Raw genomic sequence first — 20,310 nt, forward strand, 5'->3', positions numbered from 1 at the left:
CGTCCCTTGCCGTCATGCGGCAAGCCGGCCCCCGTTCAGGCGGGGTTCTGGTCGGCATGTTGCTGAGCATCGGATTTCCCGATGCTCCAAGCCAACCAACTGTGAGGCGGATCCTTCCCCGCCGGAGCGGGGAAGGTGTTTCATGCGTTGCGCTTACTTGGCGTCGTCGATTGCCTTGACCAGCTCGGTCACGGCCTCGTCCGAGGTCTTGATCTGACCATGGACGAACTTCGAGACGACATCCTTGTAGGCATTGGCGACCGCCGGAGGTGCGCCATAGCCCTGGGCCAGCGAGCCGAACAGCGTGCCGCCGTCATTGGCTGCCTTCAGGTCGGCGATGCCCTTCTTGCCGCAAGCGTCGAAGTCGGTGTCCGGAACGTCGGTACGAGCCGGAACCGAACCCTTGACGACGTTGAAGGCCGACTGGAAGCTCTTCGACAGGGTGGCGGTGGCCAGTGCGACCTGGGCGGCCTTGCGGTCGTCCGGAACGTTGAACATGCCGAACATGTCGGAGTTGTAGATCACCGAGCCGTCGGTGCCCGGGAAGCGATAGCACAGGAAATCCGTGCCCGGGGTCTTCTTGGCGGCGTGGAACTCACCCTTGGCCCAGTCGCCCATGACCTGCACCAGGGCATCGCCCTTGATGACCATGGCGGTGGCAAGGTTCCAGTCGCGGCCCGAGAAGTTCGGATCGACATAGGTGACGAGCTTGGCCAAGTTGTCGAACGACTTCTTCATCGTGTCGGACTTGAGCGAAGCATCGTCGAGATCGTTGAAGGCCTTCTTGTAGAACTCAGGTCCGCCGGTCGACAGCACGACCGAGTCGAACATGGTGGCTTCCTGCCAGTTCTGGCCGCCGAGAGCGAGCGGGATCACGCCTGCCGCCTTGGCCTTGTCGAGCAGTGCAATGAAGTCGTCGAAGGTCTTCGGCTCGGTGCCGCCGATCTTGTCCATGACGGCCTTGTTGATCCACAGCCAGTTGACCGAGTGGACGTTGACCGGAGCCGCGACCCACTTGCCTTCATAGACCGAGAACTTCTGCAGGGCGGCCGGAACCGACTTGTCCCAGCCTTCCTTCTTGGCCGTCTCGGTCAGGTCGCCCATCACGCCGGCCGCGGCATAGTCGAGCACGGTGTAGCCGAGCATCTGAGAGGCGGTCGGGTAGTTGCCGGCCGCGACCATTGCCTTCAGCGCGGTCATGGCAGCGTCGCCGCCGCCGCCGGCGACAGGCACGTCCTTCCAGGCAAAGCCTTCCTTGGCCAGGTCGCCCTTGAGGACGTTGAGAGCAGCCGCTTCGCCGCCCGACGTCCACCAATGCAGCATCTGGACTTCCTTGACGTCCTCGGCATGGGCCGCGAAAGCCAGGCCCGATGCGAGAGCCGTTCCGATAAGCAGTTTGCGCAACATGTACTTCCTCCCTTGTTGCATTACACGACCGGTGGAGCCCACCGGGTTCTTCCCAACTCAGCCGACCCACCAACCGGTGCGCTGGCCGCGATGAAACTGGATTGTCTTTTCCTCGGTATAATCCTCGACGGCGCGTTTGCCGAGTTCACGTCCGAGACCGGACTGCTTGTAGCCTCCGAAAGGCAGCTCGGGATAACCTTCCATGAATGTGTTCACCCAAACCGTCCCCGAACGCACCCCACGCGCCACCGACATGCAAGTGTCGATGCTGGCGCTCCACACGCCTGCCGATAAACCATAGGGCGTGTTGTTGGCGATGTGCAACGCCTTTTCAATCGATTCAAAAGTCAGCACGGAAAGCACCGGGCCGAACACTTCTTCGCGCGCGATGGCCATGTCCTCGGTGACACCACGGATGATGGTCGGATCGAGGTATTGGCCGGCATTGGAAGCCAGTTGCTTGCCGCCGCTGTAGACGCTGCTGCCATTGCTTGCTGCTGCCGTAACGTAACCGGCGACTTTGGCCAGGTGGTCCGACGAGATCATGGCGCCGACCTTGGTGCGATCGTCGAGCGGGTCACCAACAACCACCTTGGAAGTAAGTGCCTTCACCGTGCTGAGGAAATCGTCGGCGATCGCCTCGTGCACGATCAGCCGGCTGCCGGCGTTGCAGCACTCGCCGGCGTTGAAGAAGCCGCCGAACACCGCCGCGTCGGCGGCCGCCTCGAGGTCGGCGTCGGGGAAGACGATCTGGCCGTTCTTGCCGCCGAGCTCCATCGAGACTTTCTTCAGCGACTGCGCGGCCGATGCCATGGTCATCTTGCCGACGCGGGTGGAGCCGGTGAACGACACCATCTCGACCAGGGGATGGCTGACCATCGGCGCGCCGACATCGGCGCCCAGGCCGGCAAGGATGTTGACGACGCCGGCCGGCAGGCCGGCCTGCATCAGGATGTCGCCGAGGACGAAGGTCGATGCCGAGGTCATTTCGCTCGGCTTGACGACAGCCGTGCAGCCGGCGGCGAGTGCAAAGGGCAGTTTCTGGCTGACGATCAGGAACGGGAAATTCCACGGCGTGATGATCGAGACAACCCCGATCGGTTCACGCAGCACGACGCCCAGCATGGCGTCGCCGAGATTGGCGTAGGATTCGCCATGCAGGGTGCGGGCGAGCGATGCGGCATAGCGCCAGATGTCGACGGCGCCACCGATTTCGCCACGCGCCTGGGCGATCGGCTTGCCGGATTCCAGCGCGTCGAGCCGGGCGACCTCTTCCAGCCGCGCCTCGATCAGGTCGGCCGCCTTGAGCAGGATCGCGGCGCGTTCGGCCGCTTTCATGCGCGGCCACGGGCCGGTCTCGAACGCCTTGTGCGCGGCCTGGACAGCAGCTTCCACTTCCGCCGCGCCGGCCTGGGCATAGTGCGAGACGGTAAAACCATGGCCGGGGCTCTTGCGCTCCAGCATGCGGCCGTCGCGGGCATCGACATGCTTGCCGTCGATCAGCAGCCGATAGGTTTTTGGCGCTGCGGATGCCTCGGCGGGCATGGCGATGTTGAGGGGTGCGTTCATCAGATTTTGTTCTTCTCTAGGATCTTGAAAATGCCGGCTTCTGCTTGCTCTTGAAAGCGCCGACGCCGGCCTTGAGGTCGCCGGTCAGGGCGATGAAGCCACTGGCCAGTGCTTCGACGGCGGCGGCACTTTCCTCGCCTTCGGCGACCGCGATCATCAGCTTGGCGGCTTCCGTGGACAGCGGCCCGCGCTCGGCGATCTTTTCGGCCCAGGCCTTGGCCTCCGCATGACCCTTGCCGGTTTCGACCGCCCGGTCGACCACGCCCAGGGTCAGCGCTTCAGGAGCGAGGAGAACCTCGCCGCCGAGCGCCATGCGACGCACCGTCTGCGCGCCGAAGCGGCGCACCGCGCGCTGCGTGCCGGACCAGCCGGGCACCACGCCGATCGAGGTTTCGGGGAAGCCAACTTTCACATGCGCCTCGGCGATCCGGAAATCGCAGGCGACCGCCAATTCCAACCCGCCGCCCAGCGCATGGCCCGACAGCACGGCGATGGTCGGTTGCCGTAGCCGCGCCAGCCGGTCGAAGACACGATGCCCGTAGCGCACCCATTGCACCTGAAAATCGGCGGCGCTCATGGCGGCCCACGCCTCGACGTCGCCGCCGGCACAAAAGCCCTTGCCCTCGCCGCGCAGCAGCACGACACGCACGTCGACTGCCGTCTCTGCTTCGTCGAGTGCTGCCTCCAGCGCGCGCAGCATCGGAATGTCCAGCGCGTTGAATTTCTCCGGCCGGCGCAAGGTGATGGTGCCGATGGCGCCGTCCTGCTCGAAGGTGACGAGAGGCTCAGCCATGCGTGCCTCCAAGTGACGCGCCGCCATTCAGCGACAGGCTGATCGGCGGGTCGCGATAGAGCGCTTCCGGAGTCGTCTTGAGATCCTTGGAGACGGCAAGCGGAATTTCCGACTGCGCCAGCACGTCGCGCTGCAGGTCGATGCCCGGCGCGAGTTCGGTGACGACCAGACCTTCCGGGGTCAGCTTCATGACGCAGCGCTCGGTGACGTAGGTTATGTCCTGGCCCTGCGCGACGGCGCGCTTACCGGAGAAGGAGATGTGCTCGACCTCCGCGACCACCTTCTTGACCTTGCCTTCCTGGTCGATGCGGATGCCGCCATCGGCCAGCGACAGCTTGGCGCCGGCGTTGAAGAAGCCGGAGAACACGATCTTCTTCGCCCGCGCGGTGATGTCAACGAAGCCGCCGGCGCCGGCGGTGACATGCGGCCGCGCCGAGAGCTTCGACACGTTGACCGAGCCGTGGCGGTCGATCTGCAGGAAGGACAGCAGCGACGCGTCGAAGCCGCCGGCCTGGAAATAGATGAATTGGTGCGGCGAGGGCATGATCGCCTCGGCGTTCGAGGCACAGCCGAACTTGAAGTCGAGCAGCGGCACGCCGCCGACCGCGCCCTGTTCGATCACCCAGGTGACCTTGCCGTGCTGGCCTTCTTCGAGAAGGATGCGCGGCACATTGGCCGAGATGCCGAAGCCGATATTGACGGCCATGCCGTCCCGAAGCTCCATGGCGACGCGGCGCGCGATCACCTTCTGGACGTTCATCTCGGCGTTGCGGAAGCTGGACAGCGGCCGGAAGATCTCGCCGGAGATCGCCGGATCGTAGGGCGTCAGCGTCGTCTGCAACTGATCGGGTGCGACGACGATATGGTCGACCAGCACGCCCGGCACGCGCACGTCATGCGGCTTCAGCGTGCCGTTCTCGACAACGCGCTTGACCTGCGCGATGACGACGCCACCATTGTTGCGGGCGGCCAGCGCCTGCTCGAGACCGCCGAGATAGGCGCCCTCATGCTCGTAGGTGAGGTTACCGCGCTCGTCCGCCGTGGTGGCGCGGATGATTGAGACCTGTGGCACGATCGAGCGGAAATAGAGCCACTCCTCGCCGTCGAATTGCTGCACCGAAACGATCGGCTCGCTGGCGGCGGCGTTCATGGCGCAGCCCTGATGGCGTGGGTCGGCGAAGGTGTCGAGACCGACCTTGGTCAGCACGCCCGGGCGCTTGGCGGCGGCCTCGCGGTGCATGTCGAACAGGATGCCGGACGGGACGTTGTAGGCGGCGACAGAATTGTCGCCGATCATCTTCCAGATCTGCGGTGGCTCGGAAGAGGAGGGACCGGATGGATAGGAGCCGCACAGTGTCCGCTTCAACAGGCCCGGCTTGGCCAGATGGTCAATGCCCTTGATGCCATACATGTCACCGGCGGCGATCGGGTGCAGCGTGGTGATGTCCTTGGGATGGCCTTCGCTGTCGAAGCGCTCACCGATCGCGGCGAGCACGGCGTCCGGGCAGCCAAGACCACTCGACGACGACACGGAAACGACCATGCCGTCCTTGATGAGGCCCGCTGCCCGCGCTGCCGAAACGACCTTGCTCAATTCATGCTCCCGAGTTTCGGGTCAATCTTGACGGCCTTGCCGGAGTTGGCTGACTGAAGCGCTGCCTCGGCCGCCGTGAGCGACCAGATACCGTCCTCGCCAGTGGCGGAGGGCCGGCCCTCGCCACGGATCGCGGCATGGAACTGGCGTAGCGACCGGGAGTAGAGGTCCTCGCGGTCGAAGCTCAGTTGCTCCTCGCCCTTGGCGGTGCGCAGCATTACCGAGCCGACCGGCTTCTGCGTCATCACATTGCTGGCGATCAAGGAGCCATCCGAGCCATGCACCTCGAAGCCGGTGTCGGCGAATTTGGTGGTGAAGCCTTCGTGCGACTGCGCGATGACGCCCGACTTGAAGCGCCAGATGCACATGGCGCCGTCCTCCAGCCCGCTGCCGGCCATTCCCGCCGATTGGGTGAAGGCCGAAACCTCGAGGGGATCGTCGCCAAGCACGAAGCGCAGCGTATCGGCGTCATGCACGGTGATGTCGAGCACCACGCCGCCGCCCGCTTCCGGTTTGGTGATGCGCCAGCCCTGCAGGTTTTCCGGCAGATAGACGGAATGGAAGACACGCGCGGCGATCGGCTTGCCGATGCGGCCGGCGGCGATCGCCTCGCGCATGGCGCGATGCGCGCCGGCATTGCGCAGATGGTGGTTGGTGCCGAGTATGACGCCGGCAGCCCTGGCGGCGGCAACCATTGTGCGCGCATCGGCGCTAGTCAGCGCCAGCGGCTTCTCGCACAGCACATGCTTGCCCGCCCTGGCGGCGGCGAGGGCCTGTTCGAGATGCAGTTCGTTGGTGGTCGAGATGTAGACCGCATCGATGTCGGATTTGAGCAGGGCGTCAAGCGTCGAAACGGCGGCTGGAATGCCATTTTCCCTGGCATAGGCCGTGGCGCGCTCCGGGCTGGAACTCATCACCGCCTCGATCGCGCCATCGGACTGCGCCCGGATGGCGTTGATCATGAACTGCCTGGCAATCGTGCTGGCGCCGACCAGTCCCCATCTGACGCTCATGCCGCGTCTCCCAGGTCCGCGGATCGATTTGGGCCGCAGCTTTCCCTGACGACCAGATTGACGGCGCCGATATGGTCTTCGGCGCGGGTGGTGCGCGACTGGATCATCTTCAGCATGACGTGGGCGGCGCGTTCGCCCAGACCTGCCGTATCCACCGAAACGCTGGTCAGCGCCGGCATGTAGTGTTCGGCCTCGACCACATCGTCGAAACCGACGACGGCGAAATCCGTTCCCGGCTCAAGCCCACGCTTGCGCAATGCCAGCATGACGCCAAAGGCGACGGCGTCGTTGAAGCAGAGGGCCGCGGTCGGCGGTTCAGCCATCGCGAGAGCGGTTTCCAGGCAAGCGATGCCACCTCTGCGGCTGGTCTCGCCCTGGACGACAAGCGTGTCGCGGGCGGCGATGCCCAGCGCCTCGCAGGCTTCGCGAAAACCGCCCAGTCGTTCCTGATAGACCACTAGGTCCGAAGTGCCACCGAAGAAGACCAGCCGGCGATGCCCCTTGCCGATCAGATGGGCGGTGGCGAGATAGGCGCCGCGATGATTGTCGGGTGCGATCACCGGGATGCGGCTTTCAGGCAGCCGACGCATGGCGAAGACGACCGGCACGCCCGCCGTCTCCAGGCGCCGGAAGGCGCCAGGGGCGGTGCCGCGAGCCGGTGACACGATGAGGCCGGCGACGCCTTGCTCCATCAGCGATTTCAGCACCTCTTCCTGGCGCACGGGGTTCTCCGCCGTGTTGGCGATGAAAGGCACGATGCCGGCCGACTGGAAGACACGCTCCATGCCGACTGCCAGTTCCGCGAAGAAAGGATTGGTGAGATCGTTGATGACCATGCCGATGACGTTGGAATGAGCCTTGCGCAGATTGGCGGCACCGCGGTTGTAGACGTAACCGACATCCTCGATCGCCTTGCGCACCTTGACCGCGGTTTCAGGCCGGATCAGCCCGCTGCCCTGGAGCACGAGCGATACCGTCGATTTGGACACGCCCGCCTCGCGGGCAATGTCGAATATCGTCGCCTTGGCCCGGCTGGCCATCCCGATGTGTCCTCCCATTGTTTCTCGGTCAAATCTATTGGAACGTTCTAATCCTTGCTCCTAGGATGAGTCAATCGGGATTTTTTCTCGATTCAGAAAACTGATCTCTGGGGGCTGGATGCCATGCGCTTTAACGGGTTCTGTGTTGCATCGCAGCATTTTCATCTGGATCGACGATGAATCGCAAAGGTCCTTGATTTATTGGAACGTTCCATTTATAGGCGCGATAAAGGGAGAGTTCGATGGACATTGCCTTGCCTGGTCAGGAGGGCCGCAGCGCCCGCTACCATCTGGTCGGCCAGCCGGCGCGGCCGGTGATCGGCGCGCGGTTTTCGCGCATCGCCTATGCCGCCGCGCATGTCGTTGCCGACCCGCTTGCGATGACCGATCCGTGGTCGCGGCCGGTGGTCGACTGGGAACGGACTATGGCCTTCCGTCACCATTTGTGGCGGCTCGGCTTCCGCATCGCCGAAGCCATGGACACGTCGCAGCGCGGCATGGGTTTCGACTGGGCAAGCGCACAGGAATTGATCCGGCGGTCGATTGCCGAGGCACGCACGGTCGACGGCGCCGACCTTGCGTCGGGCGCAGGGACGGATCATCTGGCGCCGGCCGCCGCCAGGACGCTCGACGATGTGATCAGCGCCTATGAGGAGCAGTTCGCTTTCATCGAAGGCCTTGGCGGCAAGGCGATCATGATGGCCAGCCGGGCGCTGGCGGCTGTCGCCAAGGGCCCCGAAGACTATGCCAATGTCTATGACCGCATCCTGAGCCAAGCTTCCGGCAAGGTCATCCTGCACTGGCTGGGCGACATGTTCGACCCGGCGCTGAAAGGTTATTGGGGCAGCAGCGATTTCGAAACCGCGCTGGACACGGTCGTCGCCATCATCGAACGCCACGCCGGGAAGGTCGAAGGGATAAAGATCTCCCTGCTCGATGCCGGCAAGGAGGTCGCGCTGAGGAACCGGCTGCCCGAAGGGGTCGTCATGTTCACCGGCGACGATTTCAACTATCCCGAGCTGATCGCCGGCGACGGCAAGAAACACTCGCACGCTCTGCTCGGCATCTTCGATGCGATTGCGCCGGTCGCCAACGCCGCGCTGGCGAAACTGGCGAGCGGCGATCGCGCCGGCTATGACGCGCTGATGGCGCCGACGGTGCCGCTGTCGCGCAAGATCTTCGAGGCGCCGACCGAGTATTACAAGGCCGGCATTGTCTTCATGGCATGGCTGAACGGCCACCAGGACCATTTCTCGATGATCGGCGGCATGCAGTCGGCCCGTGGCATCCGCCACTATGCCGATGTCTTCCGGCTCGCCGACCAGGCGGGATTGCTGGCCGACCCGGAACTCGCCATCACCAGGATGAAGAGCCTCTGCGCCGTCGCGGGCGTCTGAGCTGCACGAAGTTGGGCTAAAAGAATCCCCGCACGGGGATTTGCGTTGTTGGTTTGAATCTGTATTGCGGGAGTGCAGATCAGGGACCAATAGAGCGATGGCAGACAAAGTGGCGCTCATCACCGGTGTAACCGGCCAGGACGGGGCTTATCTGGCACAGCTGCTTTTGCAGAAGGGCTATGTCGTCCACGGCATCAAGCGCCGCTCGTCTTCGTTCAACACCGAGCGCGTCGACGACATCTATATCGATCCGCATGAGCGCGACGCCCGCTTCTTCCTGCACTATGGCGACCTTACGGACGCCACCAACCTGATCCGTCTGGTGCAGGAGACGCAGCCGGACGAGATCTACAATCTCGGCGCCCAGAGCCATGTCCAGGTGAGTTTCGAGACGCCTGAATACACTGGCAATGCCGATGCGTTGGGGACGCTCAGGCTGCTGGAGGCAATCCGCATCCTGCGGCTGGAAAAAACGGTGCGTTTCTACCAGGCATCGACGTCGGAACTCTATGGAAGAGCACTGGAAGTTCCGCAGCGCGAGACGACGCCCTTCCAGCCGCGCTCGCCCTATGCCGCCGCCAAGCTCTATGCCTACTGGATCACGGTCAACTATCGCGAGGCCTATGGCATGTTTGCCGCCAATGGCATCCTGTTCAACCACGAGAGCCCGACCCGTGGCGAAACCTTCGTCACCCGCAAGATCACGCGCGCCGTCGCCTCAATTCATCGTGGCCTGCAGGAGACACTCTATCTCGGCAATATCGACGCCAGGCGCGACTGGGGTCATGCGCGCGACTATGTCGAGGGCATGTGGCGCATCCTGCAGCACGACGAGGCGGACGATTTCGTGCTGGCGACGGGCGAGGCGCATTCGGTGCGCGAATTCGTCGAACTGGCCTTTTCTGAAACCGGGCGGACCATTCGCTGGCAGGGCACGGGCGTGGACGAGATCGGCATCGATGCCGGCTCGGGCGCCGCGCTGGTGCGCATCGACCCGCGCTATTTCCGGCCGACCGAGGTCGACCTGCTCGTCGGCGACGCATCCAAGGCCAGAGCGAAGCTCGGCTGGTCGCACGTGACCGGTTTCAAGGACCTGGTGGCGGAGATGGTGCGCGCCGATCTGGCACGCGTCGCCGCTGATGCCGGGCACGGCTATTCCTGATACGGCAGGGCGATGAACGAGACCTTCGACCTCAGGGGCAAACGGGTTTTCGTGGCCGGACATCGCGGCATGGTCGGCTCCGCCATCGTGCGCAGGCTGGCAGCCGAGGATTGCGAGATCCTGACCGTAGGGCGCGACGAACTTGACCTCCTCGATCAGGCCGGCGTGCGGCGCTGGATGGCCGATCATCGGCCTGATGCCGTGGTGATGGCGGCCGCCAAGGTCGGCGGCATCCTGGCCAATGACAGGTTTCCGGCCGATTTCCTGTATGAGAACATCGAGCTGCAGACCAATGTCATCGAAGCTGCTTTTCGCAGCGAGGTGGGCAAACTGCTGTTTCTCGGCTCGTCCTGCATCTACCCGAAATTCGCGCCGCAGCCGATCCCGGAGGATGCCCTGCTGACCGGACCGCTCGAACCCACCAATGAATGGTACGCGATCGCCAAGATCGCAGGCTTGAAGCTCTGCCAGGCCTACCGGCGCCAGCAAGGCGTCGACTACATCTCGGCGATGCCAACCAATCTCTATGGTCCAGGTGACAATTTCCACCTTGAATCCGGTCACGTCATACCCGCATTGATGCGCAAGGCGCATGAAGCAAAGCAGGCTGGTCGCAAGAGCCTGCAGGTATGGGGATCGGGCAAACCGATGCGCGAGTTCCTGCATGTCGACGATGCAGCCGATGCGCTGGTCTTCCTCTTGAAAACCTACACCGGTGAAAGCCACATCAATGTCGGCACGGGTCAAGACATCACCATCGCCGAACTGGCCAGGACGGTCGCCTCGGTCGTCGACGGCGACGCGAAGATTACATTCGATACGACCAAGCCGGATGGCACACCGCGCAAGCTGCTGGACGTCTCGCGGCTGTTTGCCACCGGCTGGCGCCCTCGCTACTCGTTGCGCAGCGGGCTGGAGCAGACATATGCATGGTTCCTCCGGCATATCGAAGCCGGCCAGGTCCGGCTGTCAGCGCCCGAAAGTTGATGCCGCTTGAGCGATTTCTCCATGATGACATTGGCGGCGACCAGGGCAGACGGCCTTGGAGGGCGCCTGCTCGCCATGGTCAACGCAAAATGTCTCGCCGACAAACTGGGGTGCCGTTTCGGCTTCACCTGGAACCGCCGATCCCTCGACGACATGCAATTCCACATTGTCGATTCCGTCGACAAGGTTTTCGCCACTGGCTTTATCGAGAAACACTGGCTGGGCGAGAAGATCGACGTTTCCCTGTACGGTGTCCTCGACGGGACACCATTCACGCGGTCCAGCCTGGCAGCCGATGCCCGTCGGAACGGTTCCCAGGGATGGATCTGCGATGATTTCGGCATCCTGAAATCGTTCCGGCAGGGCTGGTTCAGGGCGATGCTGCCAGCCAACAGGTCGGCCCGGTCGAGGCATCGGACGTTTGGCACGCTTGGCTTTTCCGAACCCGTGAGAGCAACCATGGCCGCTGCCGACGGGCGTCGGTTTTCCCGGCCGATGGCCGCGCTGCATCTGCGCAGCGGCGATATCATCCACGGCAACTACCGCTCGCGGATGGAGTTTTGCGAGAAGGTCATTCCCGCACCCCTAGCCAAGGCGATCGTATCCAAACTGGCGTCAAAAGGCCTGGCGACGCTGGTGATCGGCCAGGATCGGGCAACGCTCGACTATCTGAAATCGGAGACGGGAGCTTTCCTCTCCGACGATTTCGGAGCGGGCCAGTTCGAAGACGAGACACTCAAGGCGTTTTTCGAAATGGCATTGATGGCTCGGTGTCGGCAGATCTATGCGGGAAGCAGCGTGTTCGCGACAATCTCCTCGGTGATGGGCGGTATCCGCGTCCTCCGACCAAAAGCCTTGTTCGGCGAACGTGGAACAGCGACGGCCATCCTGGACGAATTGAAGGTTCGGCAATCCGATTACCATCCGCTGGAGGCGGCCTTTGGCTATCAGTCGGCCTTCCTGCTTATGGAGGACAGCATCAGCCCAGCGCAGGCGCGGGGAATTCTCGAAAAGGCGGCCGCGCTCGATCCGCCGAACCCCGCCTATGCGCTGAAGATGGCGGCCGGCTATTTTCGGGAACAGAATTATCGAGGCGGCGAGGCAATTCTGAAAGCGTTCATGCTCAGGGAAATCGATGTCGACGCCGAAGATTCCATGCAGATCATGCAGGTTTTGACCGGCGCCTCGTGGCGCGGCCATGTCATGGCCCGTGACTTCGAACTCTACTTTGCCGCGGCCAAGGCTGGCTGTGCCTACGCCGCGGCATGCTCTGCCCATATCCTTCACACGGTTCTGGGCAGAACCGAGGCCGCCTTGGCAATGGCTGCGCTATCACTCAAGGCGGAACCCGCCAACCAGCTTTTCCGGGAAATCGAATTGGCGATCCGGACAGCCGCGACGGCAAATGACAGCTCGCTCTTGCGCGTTTAGCCGCCGGTAGGCGCCTTCGAACTTCGCAGTGGATTGGAACAGACATATGCATGGTTTCTCCGCCACATTGAAAAGGGCGATGTCCGGCTCGGGACCGCATGACGACAGGTCGATGTTGATCGCCGTCAACAGGGATGACGGGCTCGGCGGCCGCCTGCTGGCCATGGCCAACGCAAAGTCACTCGCCGACAGGCTCGGCTACCGTTTCGGCTTCACCTGGAACAGCAGCGCCATCGTCGACCAGGAATCCCATACCGTCGACGTGGTCGGCAAGATCTTTTCCGCCGACTTTATCGAGAAGCACTGGCTGGGCGAGAAGATCAAGACCTCCGATTTCGGCGTTCTTGGCGGCGCCGCGTTCACGCCGTCGGACCTTGATGCGGAGGCACGACAGGGAAGGCAGCGCGGCTGGATCTGCGACGACTTCGACGTCCTCGATTTCTTCCGCGACGATGATGCCGCACCGATGCGAAGGTCCGAAACGCTGCGGGCCTTCGGTTTCTCGCCGGCCGTGCGGCAGGCGCTCGACGCGGCCGGCAAATGCCGCTTTCCCGGCCCGATGGCAGCGTTGCATCTTCGCAGCGGCGACATCGTCTACGGCCATCATCGCAGACGGCTGGTTTTCGCCGACAAGGTCATTCCCTCGACTTTGGCCAAGGCGATCGTGTCGGAACTTTCATCGAGGGGCCTGACAACCCTGCTGATCGGCCAGGATCATGCCACGCTCGACTATCTCAAGGCCGAAACCGGGGCGCTGCGGACCGACGACTTCGGCGCTGGAGACTTCAGGGGGGAGGAAGCCCTCAGCGCATTCTTCGAGATGGCGCTGATGGCAAGATGCCAGCAGATCCATGCCGGAGGCAGCATCTACGCGGCGGTAGCATCGGTGATGGGCGATGTCCCTTGCGTCGGCGCCAGCGCGCTGTTCAGCAAGTCGCGCGCGGCGGAAATCATCTTGGAAGAGTTGCGGGCGCACCAATCAGACTATCACCCGCTTGAGGCTGCCTTTGGCTATCAATGGACCCTTCTGACCCTGGAAGACGAGATCAGTCCGGCGCGAGCAAGGGAGCTTCTGGCGAAAGCCCAGGTGCTGGACCCGCGAAACGATGCCTATGACCTGAAAATGGCGGCTGCCTGTTTTCGTGATGGCGATCCCGCCTCGGGCGAGGCGATCCTGAAATCGCTGATGACCAGCCAGTCCAGGACGCGCTCCAAGATTCCCTTGCCGATGATGGACATCCTGACCGATCGGCTCGGTGGTCGCCTGACGATGGAAAAGGACTTCGAGGTTTTCTTCGCCGCGGCGAAGGCTGGCCATCCCTACGCCATGGCTTGCTCGGCCTATATCCTTCTTGAAGTGCTGGGGAACAGGAAGTCGGCGGTGGAGATGGCGGCAAGGCTAGTGAAGACGGAGCCTGAAAATTCGATCTTCAGGAGAATCAGGCGGCGCGTGACGTTGGGCAAGAAGCCGAAATCCGGCCGAATGGCGAGAGCCATGTGGCGGCTCGGCCGGCTAAGGACGTCCTGGCTCTAAATTGCGATCGAGCACAGGTCCCGAGGCTTCGCGGCGTGATCGCCGCAGCGAAAGATGATGTCCGGCTGGCGGTACGGAGGTGTCATCAGGACCGTCCTCTCATGCAAGCATGGAGTAAATCGCCGGCATCGGCACTTTTCTTTTGAACCAATTCTCCCGGGATCGTCCTTTTGGCCGCCCTCGCCGTTTCGGTGCTGGCCGGCACCGTCCTGGCCAGGGCGGTTCTGCAACGAGGCTTCCCGGTGGTTCGACGACCTGCGGGGCTCGGTGGGAAAAACGGGACTTATTTGGAGGTAGCAGCAGGCTGTCGGATGCGGTAACCCAATGAGCTGCGAAGGGCTGAATTGGTTCGCTTCTCCCGGTCAGTCTATGTGACCAGGCTGAGGTCCGCGATTGACGGATTCGTAACAATCCTCAACGCTCGCCAAGATCATCTGGGGATCGCCTCGCCGTTTGTTCTGATCCTGTGACTTTCTGGCTACATACATGACTGACAAAGCTGATACACTTTGGTGCTTGTCGAATTCGGTGGGGATTCTGATGAAGAGTTTCTTGCTCGCTTCTGTTTTTGGTCTCGCACTGTGCGCACCTGTGATGGCTGCCGATATGGCAACGCCAGCCGAAACGCCGGAATGGACATGGCAAGGGCCTTATGCAGGCGTGTTTGGTGCGGGAACGCTTGAGCACTACAAGATTCACGAGCCGAACATCGACGCCAGTGCCACGCACAGTGTTGGCTCGGCGACCCTTGGCGGTTTTGCCGGCTACAACTTCCAATCGGGCAAGGTCGTCTACGGTGTTGAAGGCGAACTGGGCTATCGCTTCAAGAAGTCGTCCTTCGATGATATCCCTGGCCCGGGCAGACTGGACGCCTCGCTCGGCTTGTTCGGTTCGCTGAAGGGCAGGGTCGGTGTTGATATGGGCGCCTATATGCCCTTCGTGACAGCAGGTGTCACCGCAACCCGGCTGAAGACAAACGCAATCGGCTTCTCGGAGCAGGACGCGACGCTTGTCGGCGGCATTGTCGGTGCTGGTATCGATGTGGCGCTGACCCACAACGTCTTCCTGCGCGGTGAGTACGACTTCTCGTTCTTCGGCAAGAAGACGCTTGAATATTGTGGCGGCGGCTGCGTGCTCGAACACACAGTTCAGACGCATGATTTCAGGGTCGGTGTCGCGATGAAGTTCTAACTGCCCTTGGCCGCTATATAGGCGCGGGCTTCCGCGATCACACCAAAACTCCAGCCGTGCAAATCGGCCATGAGTTGCAGCGCGGCGGACCTGACGGCCGTCTGCCGGTGTCACGCTCTCTCCAGGCGGCGGCCTACCGCAGTTTGCCGAGATCCCAATAAAGCTGGAGCAGCGCAATTGCGGTGCCAACCATATCGACCCCGATAAGCGCCGCTATGCAGCAGAGGCTATCGGCTAAGTCTTGAAAGGATGGTGGGCGTGACAGGGATTGAACCTGTGACCCCTGCAATGTCAATGCAGTGCTCTCCCGCTGAGCTACACGCCCATCCGAAGCCGCGCATACACCATTTTTGATCCGGCGCGTCAATAGCAGGAAAAAGGAAAGAAGGCGTCGTCTCGCCGCAGCGGCGAACGGGCGCCGATGGCTAAAGCGCGTCGCGTCTGAACGGATTCAGGCGACGCGTTTTGGGTCTTTGTTTTCATGCGTGTCGTCCTCCCAAAACCGGGACCACTTTTGGGCGACATGCATTGGCCGGGAAAGCGGCTCAGGCTGCCTGCAGCATCTTTTCGACCTCGTTGACGAGATCGCGCAGGTGGAATGGTTTCGACAGCACCTTGGCGTCTTTCGGCGCCTTGGAATCAGGGTTCAGCGCGACGGCAGCGAAACCGGTGATGAACATCACCTTGAGGTCGGGATCGATCTCGGTGGCGCGCCGCGCGAGCTCTATGCCGTCCATCTCCGGCATGACGATGTCGGTCAAGAGCAGCGAGAACGGTTCTTCACGCAGGCGCTCATAGGCGCTGGCGCCGTTGTCGAAATCGCTGACCTGATAGCCGGCGCGCTCCAGCGCCTTGACGAGGAACCGACGCATATCGTCGTCGTCTTCCGCCAGAAGAATGCGTGCCATGATATCCCGTCCGAATCACCCGCCCGAGATTGCCGTTGGGCAAGCCCGTTAACCATCCTGTATATGAGGAGGTGAGGGTAAACATCAAGTGAACGAAGACGGCGATGAGCCATATTTGCCCGGCGGCGCGGCCGCTGAAATGCTGGACACGCGGCCAGCAAGGTGGCACTTTCACACAATGATGCACTGGTGTTTTCGGGTTCGCTCAAATTGAAGACGGCAGCCGAGGATTTTTCGGTCGTTCCCCCCTTCGAGATCCGGTCGGGCGCCGAGCAGCGCGTCCCCTTCCTCTTCAACTCACCGCATAGCGGTCGCTACTATCCGGAGCGCTTCCTTGCCATGGCAAGGCTGGACCGCAACGCCATCCGCCGGTCGGAGGATTGCTATGTCGATGAGCTGTTCGGCGGCGCCGTCGCACTTGGCGCGCCGATGCTGGCGGCGAACTTCCCGCGCGCCTATCTCGACGTCAACCGCGAGCCCTGGGAACTCGATCCGCGCATGTTCGCCGAGCCGGTGCCGTCCTTCTGCAACATCCGGTCGGCGCGGGTGGCCGGCGGGCTCGGCACCGTACCCAAGCTGGTGGGCGAGGGGCTGGATATCTATTCCGGCCGCTTGCCTTTGGCCGAAGCGGTCGCCCGCATCGAGGCCGTCTACAAGCCCTATCATGAGACGCTGAAACGGCTTTTGACCAGAACCCATGCCCGCTTCGGCTTTGCCGTGCTGATCGACTGTCATTCGATGCCGGCGAGCATCCGTGTCGGCGACAACGGTTTGCGGCCCGATTTCATCATCGGTGACCGTTTCGGCATCTCGGCCACCGCGGCATTGACCGAGACCGCCATCGGTCTGCTCACCGCCATGGGCTATACCGTCGCCCACAACAAGCCCTATGCCGGCGGCTTCATCACCGAACACTACGGTCGCCCGGCGCGTCATCTGCATGCGTTGCAGATCGAGGTCAATCGCGGGCTCTACATGAACGAGCGGACCTTCGAGAAGGCCGCCGGCTTCGACGCGCTGGCCGACGATCTGACGCGTTTCTCGGCGGATCTGATGGCGATGCCCGACCATCATTTCGTTGACCTGCCGCTGGCCGCGGAGTGAAATCGAGGCTTGTCTCTATACAAGTCGTTGTCCCAAGACCGCCGCGCACTTTTGGGCGACATGCATCGGGAATTGCGGCATAAAAAAAGACCGCATCGTTTGCACGATACGGTCGAAGTCTAGGGAGGAAACGCCCAAGGAGGGCATGGACAGGAAAACCTGTCCGAGGCTGAGGGTATTGTGCGCTGCACAAATGTCAAGCGATCTTCAGGCTTTTTTAATTCATAGTGATGTGGAAATTGCGTTTCGATGATATCGGCGTGACATTTTGGCAACGGTTGTCGCAGCGGAAAAGTCGTCGAACACCCTTGTCTTGGCTGGAAAGTGGCGGCAGAGCATGGCTTGGCCATGCTGCAATGCGGGAGAATCAGTTGGACGTCAGCATCGATTTCATGCGTCGCATTGCGCAGGCGGCAGCGGCGGAAACCCTGCCGCGTTTTCGTAGCCAGGGCGCGGTCGCCAACAAGGAAAAGGGCAGTTTCGATCCGGTCACCGAAGCCGACCGCGAGGCCGAACGCGCCATCCGGGCGCTGATATCGGCGAAGTATCCGGACCACGGCATCCTCGGCGAGGAGCATGGCAGCGAGAATACCACCAGCAGGAATGTCTGGGTGATCGATCCGATCGACGGCACGCGCGCCTTCATCTCCGGCCTGCCGGTGTGGGGGACACTGGTCGGGCTGACGGTCGATGGCGACGCGGTTGCCGGCATGATGTCGCAGCCCTTCACCGGCGAGCTCTTCTACGCCAATGCCTCGGGCTCGCACTATGAGGGACCGGGCGGCCCACGCAAGCTGACAACTCGCAAGACCACGAAGCTTGCCGATGCGACGTTCTTCACCACGACGCCGGCGCTCTACCAGGGTGAGGCGCGCAAGCGCTACGATCAGTTCGAAAAGCAGGTGCAACTCGCCCGCTACGGCACCGATTGCTATGCCTTCGCCATGGTCGCGTCAGGAAGCGTCGACATCGTCGCCGATCCCGGATTGAAGCCTTACGACATCGTGGCGCTGATCCCGATCATCGAGAAGGCGGGCGGCGTCGTCACCACCTTCGACGGCGGACCGGCGGAAAAGGGTGGCGACGTGCTGGCGGCGGCGACGCCGGAGCTGCATGCGGCCGCGATGGCGGCCTTGCGCGGTTAAGGTCCGCTGATATTCAGCCTGGATCTCGACGGACCCTGGCGCGGTGACGCGCAGGTTCGGGTTAAGGCATCGATTGCCAATCCGGCAGAGCAATCCTCCTGACAGACAGGTGTCAGTACCCTTCTGTTATGGGAGGATCTCACCAGGGGAGGACCACATGCCGACGCAATCAACAGTCAGCCGCATCAATGACGTTCCGGTGGATGGCCGCAGCGATTTCGATTTCTTCTTCGGCAACTGGGACGTCAGCCATCGAAGGCTGCAAAAGCGCCTGGCAGGCGACGGCAATTGGGACGTGTTCGGTGGCACATGCGTGGTGCGCTCGCTGCTCGGCGGGCTCGGCAATGTCGACGACAACGTGATCGAGCTGCCGGGCGGTGCCTATCGTGCGGCCACGGTGCGAACCTTCGACCCGGCGACGAGGCAATGGTCGATCTGGTGGATCGATGGCCGCAATCCCCTGACCATCGACGTGCCAATGCGCGGTGCGTTCTCCGACGGCGTCGGCATATTCCTGTGCGAGGATGTCTTCGACAGCAGGCCGATCCGGGTTCGCTTCCTCTGGTCAGGGATCACGCAAAATACGGCGCGCTGGGAGCAGGCCTTCTCGGTGGATGGCGGCACGAGCTGGGAGACCAACTGGATCATGGACTTCGCCCGTCGGGGATGAGTCGGCGAAAAGACGCTAACCTTGTGCTCCGGCATCAGAGCGTCGGGTCGTCGCTGCCTGGAATGAAGGCGTCGAAGGCAGCCAGCAACTGCTCGCGGTAGATGTCGGCTTCCTGCAGGATTTCATGGCGGGAGCCGTCGATCATCAGCAGCGAGCCGAGCCGCAGTTGCCGGGCATAGGCTTCCACTGCCTTGGTCGAGACGACCTGGTCGGCGCCAGCGGCGATCACCAGCAAAGGAACTTGGATCCTGGCCATGAAGTCGGGATCGCTGACGGCCTCGGATGCCTTCGCGGCCGCCCGTAGCCAGCGGATTGTAGGGCCGCCAAGCGCCAGTTGCGGATACTCTTCGTAGATGCGCGTGTTGCGTCGATAGCGAACGGGATCGGACGTCAGCTTGTTGGTGTCGAAGGGGGCGGTCACCTTCGGCCGCGGACCCCAGGCGGCATAGAGCCGGCCAAGGCCGAGCGCGCAGAAAAACGAACAGACGCGGCGGACCGTTCTGATCGAGACCGGCAGATCGGGAAGCGTCAGGAACGGCGCGATCAGCACCATCCGCCGCACGCGGTTCACCATCGACGGCGCGGCAAGCAGCGTGATCAATGCACCGGCCGAATGGGCGAGGATATAATACGGTCCGCGGCAGTCGGGCAGCACGATCTCCTCGAAGAACTGCTCCAGGTCCGCGGTATAGTCGCGGAAGCTCCTGACATAACCGCGCTGGCGGTCGCGGATCAGCCGGTCCGAATCGCCCTGGCCGCGCCAGTCGAGGGTGGCAACGCCGAAGCCGCGATCGGCAAGGTTGCGGATGGTTTCGAAGTACTTCTCGATGCACTCGTTGCGGCCGGACAGGACGACCACGGTGCCCTTCAACGGGCGTGCGACCGCTGCAAACAGGCCGTAGCGGATCTTCTTGCCGTCACGGGTGGTGAAGAAGCCGCCGGTGGCGTTTTTCGGTCGCGGATTGCCCTCGATTTCGTGAAAATGGGGGATGTCGTGGACAAGATCCGTCATTCGGCGCTTCGTGCTTGGCGTCTGGCGTGCCCGCCGGTGCTGGCTGGCTCCGCTAAGGTGATAGACGCCCATGCGCCAAAAGCAAAGGAATTCCGGGAGATGGGGAGCTGCAATGGGAAGGCCGGAAGCCGCTTCACGCGTGCCTCCGGCCTCTGTCGATCCGGGAGGAAGGGACGTTAACACCCGGTTCGGCCTCGTCGCGGCACCTGCCTATGAAATCCGGCGCCGCTGTCCTTGATCCTGGGGACACCCTAGCGCCGGCAGTCTGAACGGACGCCGAAGCGGCGGTTCATCTGCCGTTCATCGAGCACGTCGCCGGTCGTTTTTTTGCCGACAGGCGAAATCTTGAAATG

Annotated in this window: 17 protein-coding genes and 1 tRNA gene; 9 read left to right on the forward strand and 9 right to left on the reverse strand. The window is 62.7% G+C overall.

The window, feature by feature from the left end; translation table 11 throughout:
* Positions 1–153 precede the first annotated feature (153 nt).
* Genes AC56QQ_RS08665 through AC56QQ_RS08690 form a run of 6 tightly spaced genes read right to left on the reverse strand, consistent with a single transcriptional unit; the run spans position 154 to position 7,416 of the window.
* Complete coding sequence (locus AC56QQ_RS08665) at positions 154–1,407, reverse strand: ABC transporter substrate-binding protein (protein ID WP_489863135.1); 1,254 nt, start codon at positions 1,405–1,407, stop codon at positions 154–156.
* Positions 1,408–1,464: 57 nt separating this feature from the next.
* On the reverse strand, positions 1,465–2,976 hold the full coding sequence (locus AC56QQ_RS08670; RefSeq protein ID WP_489863134.1) for an aldehyde dehydrogenase family protein: 1,512 nt from the start codon (positions 2,974–2,976) through the stop codon (positions 1,465–1,467).
* Between the two features lie 16 nt (positions 2,977–2,992).
* The gene (locus AC56QQ_RS08675; protein WP_497126419.1) at positions 2,993–3,769 is read right to left on the reverse strand and encodes an enoyl-CoA hydratase/isomerase family protein; all 777 of its coding nucleotides are present in this window, start codon (positions 3,767–3,769) and stop codon (positions 2,993–2,995) included.
* On the reverse strand, positions 3,762–5,363 hold the full coding sequence (locus tag AC56QQ_RS08680) for an acyl CoA:acetate/3-ketoacid CoA transferase (protein ID WP_497126421.1): 1,602 nt from the start codon (positions 5,361–5,363) through the stop codon (positions 3,762–3,764). The genes AC56QQ_RS08675 and AC56QQ_RS08680 overlap by 8 nt, the downstream gene beginning before the upstream one ends.
* Positions 5,360–6,376 (reverse strand): Gfo/Idh/MocA family protein, encoded by a 1,017-nt coding sequence (locus tag AC56QQ_RS08685; RefSeq protein ID WP_497126423.1) that lies wholly within the window; start codon positions 6,374–6,376, stop codon positions 5,360–5,362. The genes AC56QQ_RS08680 and AC56QQ_RS08685 overlap by 4 nt, the downstream gene beginning before the upstream one ends.
* The gene (locus AC56QQ_RS08690; protein WP_497126425.1) at positions 6,373–7,416 is read right to left on the reverse strand and encodes a LacI family DNA-binding transcriptional regulator; all 1,044 of its coding nucleotides are present in this window, start codon (positions 7,414–7,416) and stop codon (positions 6,373–6,375) included. The genes AC56QQ_RS08685 and AC56QQ_RS08690 overlap by 4 nt, the downstream gene beginning before the upstream one ends.
* A 242-nt stretch (positions 7,417–7,658) precedes the next feature.
* On the opposite strand from AC56QQ_RS08690, the gene AC56QQ_RS08695 reads away from it, so the two are divergent.
* The 6 genes from AC56QQ_RS08695 (at position 7,659) to AC56QQ_RS08720 (ending at position 15,118) form a co-directional block, all read left to right on the forward strand.
* Positions 7,659–8,813, forward strand: coding sequence for a dihydrodipicolinate synthase family protein (locus AC56QQ_RS08695; RefSeq protein ID WP_497126427.1), 1,155 nt, complete (start codon positions 7,659–7,661; stop codon positions 8,811–8,813).
* A gap of 97 nt (positions 8,814–8,910) precedes the next feature.
* Positions 8,911–9,975, forward strand: coding sequence for a GDP-mannose 4,6-dehydratase (gmd, locus tag AC56QQ_RS08700; RefSeq protein ID WP_497126429.1), 1,065 nt, complete (start codon positions 8,911–8,913; stop codon positions 9,973–9,975).
* Positions 9,976–9,987: 12 nt separating this feature from the next.
* On the forward strand, positions 9,988–10,962 hold the full coding sequence (gene fcl, locus AC56QQ_RS08705) for a GDP-L-fucose synthase (RefSeq protein WP_497126431.1): 975 nt from the start codon (positions 9,988–9,990) through the stop codon (positions 10,960–10,962).
* A gap of 6 nt (positions 10,963–10,968) precedes the next feature.
* Positions 10,969–12,393 carry a hypothetical protein gene (locus AC56QQ_RS08710; RefSeq protein WP_497126433.1) on the forward strand — a complete coding sequence of 475 codons (1,425 nt, stop codon included), beginning with the start codon at positions 10,969–10,971 and terminating at the stop codon, positions 12,391–12,393.
* Between the two features lie 79 nt (positions 12,394–12,472).
* Complete coding sequence (locus AC56QQ_RS08715) at positions 12,473–13,927, forward strand: O-fucosyltransferase family protein (RefSeq protein WP_497126435.1); 1,455 nt, start codon at positions 12,473–12,475, stop codon at positions 13,925–13,927.
* A 540-nt stretch (positions 13,928–14,467) separates the two neighbouring features.
* The gene (locus AC56QQ_RS08720; RefSeq protein ID WP_497126437.1) at positions 14,468–15,118 is read left to right on the forward strand and encodes an outer membrane protein; all 651 of its coding nucleotides are present in this window, start codon (positions 14,468–14,470) and stop codon (positions 15,116–15,118) included.
* Positions 15,119–15,368: 250 nt separating this feature from the next.
* Here AC56QQ_RS08720 and AC56QQ_RS08725 read toward each other — a convergent pair.
* Positions 15,369–15,443, reverse strand: a tRNA-Val gene (locus AC56QQ_RS08725).
* 220 nt (positions 15,444–15,663) lie between these two features.
* Positions 15,664–16,026, reverse strand: coding sequence for a cell cycle two-component system response regulator CpdR (cpdR, locus tag AC56QQ_RS08730; protein ID WP_006199474.1), 363 nt, complete (start codon positions 16,024–16,026; stop codon positions 15,664–15,666).
* A 162-nt stretch (positions 16,027–16,188) separates the two neighbouring features.
* On the opposite strand from cpdR, the gene AC56QQ_RS08735 reads away from it, so the two are divergent.
* The 3 genes from AC56QQ_RS08735 to AC56QQ_RS08745 all read left to right on the forward strand — a co-directional run bounded on the left by AC56QQ_RS08735 (position 16,189) and on the right by AC56QQ_RS08745 (position 18,945).
* Positions 16,189–17,130 carry an N-formylglutamate amidohydrolase gene (locus AC56QQ_RS08735; RefSeq protein ID WP_497126439.1) on the forward strand — a complete coding sequence of 314 codons (942 nt, stop codon included), beginning with the start codon at positions 16,189–16,191 and terminating at the stop codon, positions 17,128–17,130.
* A gap of 371 nt (positions 17,131–17,501) precedes the next feature.
* On the forward strand, positions 17,502–18,275 hold the full coding sequence (gene hisN, locus AC56QQ_RS08740; protein WP_497126441.1) for a histidinol-phosphatase: 774 nt from the start codon (positions 17,502–17,504) through the stop codon (positions 18,273–18,275).
* Between the two features lie 157 nt (positions 18,276–18,432).
* On the forward strand, positions 18,433–18,945 hold the full coding sequence (locus AC56QQ_RS08745) for a DUF1579 domain-containing protein (RefSeq protein WP_497126443.1): 513 nt from the start codon (positions 18,433–18,435) through the stop codon (positions 18,943–18,945).
* Positions 18,946–18,979: 34 nt separating this feature from the next.
* Here AC56QQ_RS08745 and AC56QQ_RS08750 read toward each other — a convergent pair whose 3' ends face one another.
* Positions 18,980–19,957: an alpha/beta fold hydrolase gene (locus tag AC56QQ_RS08750; protein WP_497126445.1), complete on the reverse strand. Its 978-nt coding sequence runs from the start codon at positions 19,955–19,957 to the stop codon at positions 18,980–18,982.
* Positions 19,958–20,310: the final 353 nt, after the last annotated feature.

This window comes from Mesorhizobium sp. RCAM 05099 (genome assembly GCF_059683685.1).

Excerpts from the sequence above, each read along its gene's own strand:
- AC56QQ_RS08685 (WP_497126423.1), bottom strand. The coding sequence starts at position 6,376 with ATGAGCGTCAGATGGGGACTGGTCGGCGCCAGCACGATTGCCAGGCAG.
- AC56QQ_RS08745 (WP_497126443.1), top strand. The coding sequence starts at position 18,433 with ATGCCGACGCAATCAACAGTCAGCCGCATCAATGACGTTCCGGTGGAT.
- AC56QQ_RS08665 (WP_489863135.1), bottom strand. The coding sequence starts at position 1,407 with ATGTTGCGCAAACTGCTTATCGGAACGGCTCTCGCATCGGGCCTGGCT.
- gmd (WP_497126429.1), top strand. The coding sequence starts at position 8,911 with ATGGCAGACAAAGTGGCGCTCATCACCGGTGTAACCGGCCAGGACGGG.
- fcl (WP_497126431.1), top strand. The coding sequence starts at position 9,988 with ATGAACGAGACCTTCGACCTCAGGGGCAAACGGGTTTTCGTGGCCGGA.
- AC56QQ_RS08720 (WP_497126437.1), top strand. The coding sequence starts at position 14,468 with ATGAAGAGTTTCTTGCTCGCTTCTGTTTTTGGTCTCGCACTGTGCGCA.
- AC56QQ_RS08695 (WP_497126427.1), top strand. The coding sequence starts at position 7,659 with ATGGACATTGCCTTGCCTGGTCAGGAGGGCCGCAGCGCCCGCTACCAT.
- AC56QQ_RS08670 (WP_489863134.1), bottom strand. The coding sequence starts at position 2,976 with ATGAACGCACCCCTCAACATCGCCATGCCCGCCGAGGCATCCGCAGCG.
- AC56QQ_RS08750 (WP_497126445.1), bottom strand. The coding sequence starts at position 19,957 with ATGACGGATCTTGTCCACGACATCCCCCATTTTCACGAAATCGAGGGC.
- cpdR (WP_006199474.1), bottom strand. The coding sequence starts at position 16,026 with ATGGCACGCATTCTTCTGGCGGAAGACGACGACGATATGCGTCGGTTC.
- AC56QQ_RS08715 (WP_497126435.1), top strand. The coding sequence starts at position 12,473 with ATGTCCGGCTCGGGACCGCATGACGACAGGTCGATGTTGATCGCCGTC.
- AC56QQ_RS08690 (WP_497126425.1), bottom strand. The coding sequence starts at position 7,416 with ATGGCCAGCCGGGCCAAGGCGACGATATTCGACATTGCCCGCGAGGCG.
- AC56QQ_RS08675 (WP_497126419.1), bottom strand. The coding sequence starts at position 3,769 with ATGGCTGAGCCTCTCGTCACCTTCGAGCAGGACGGCGCCATCGGCACC.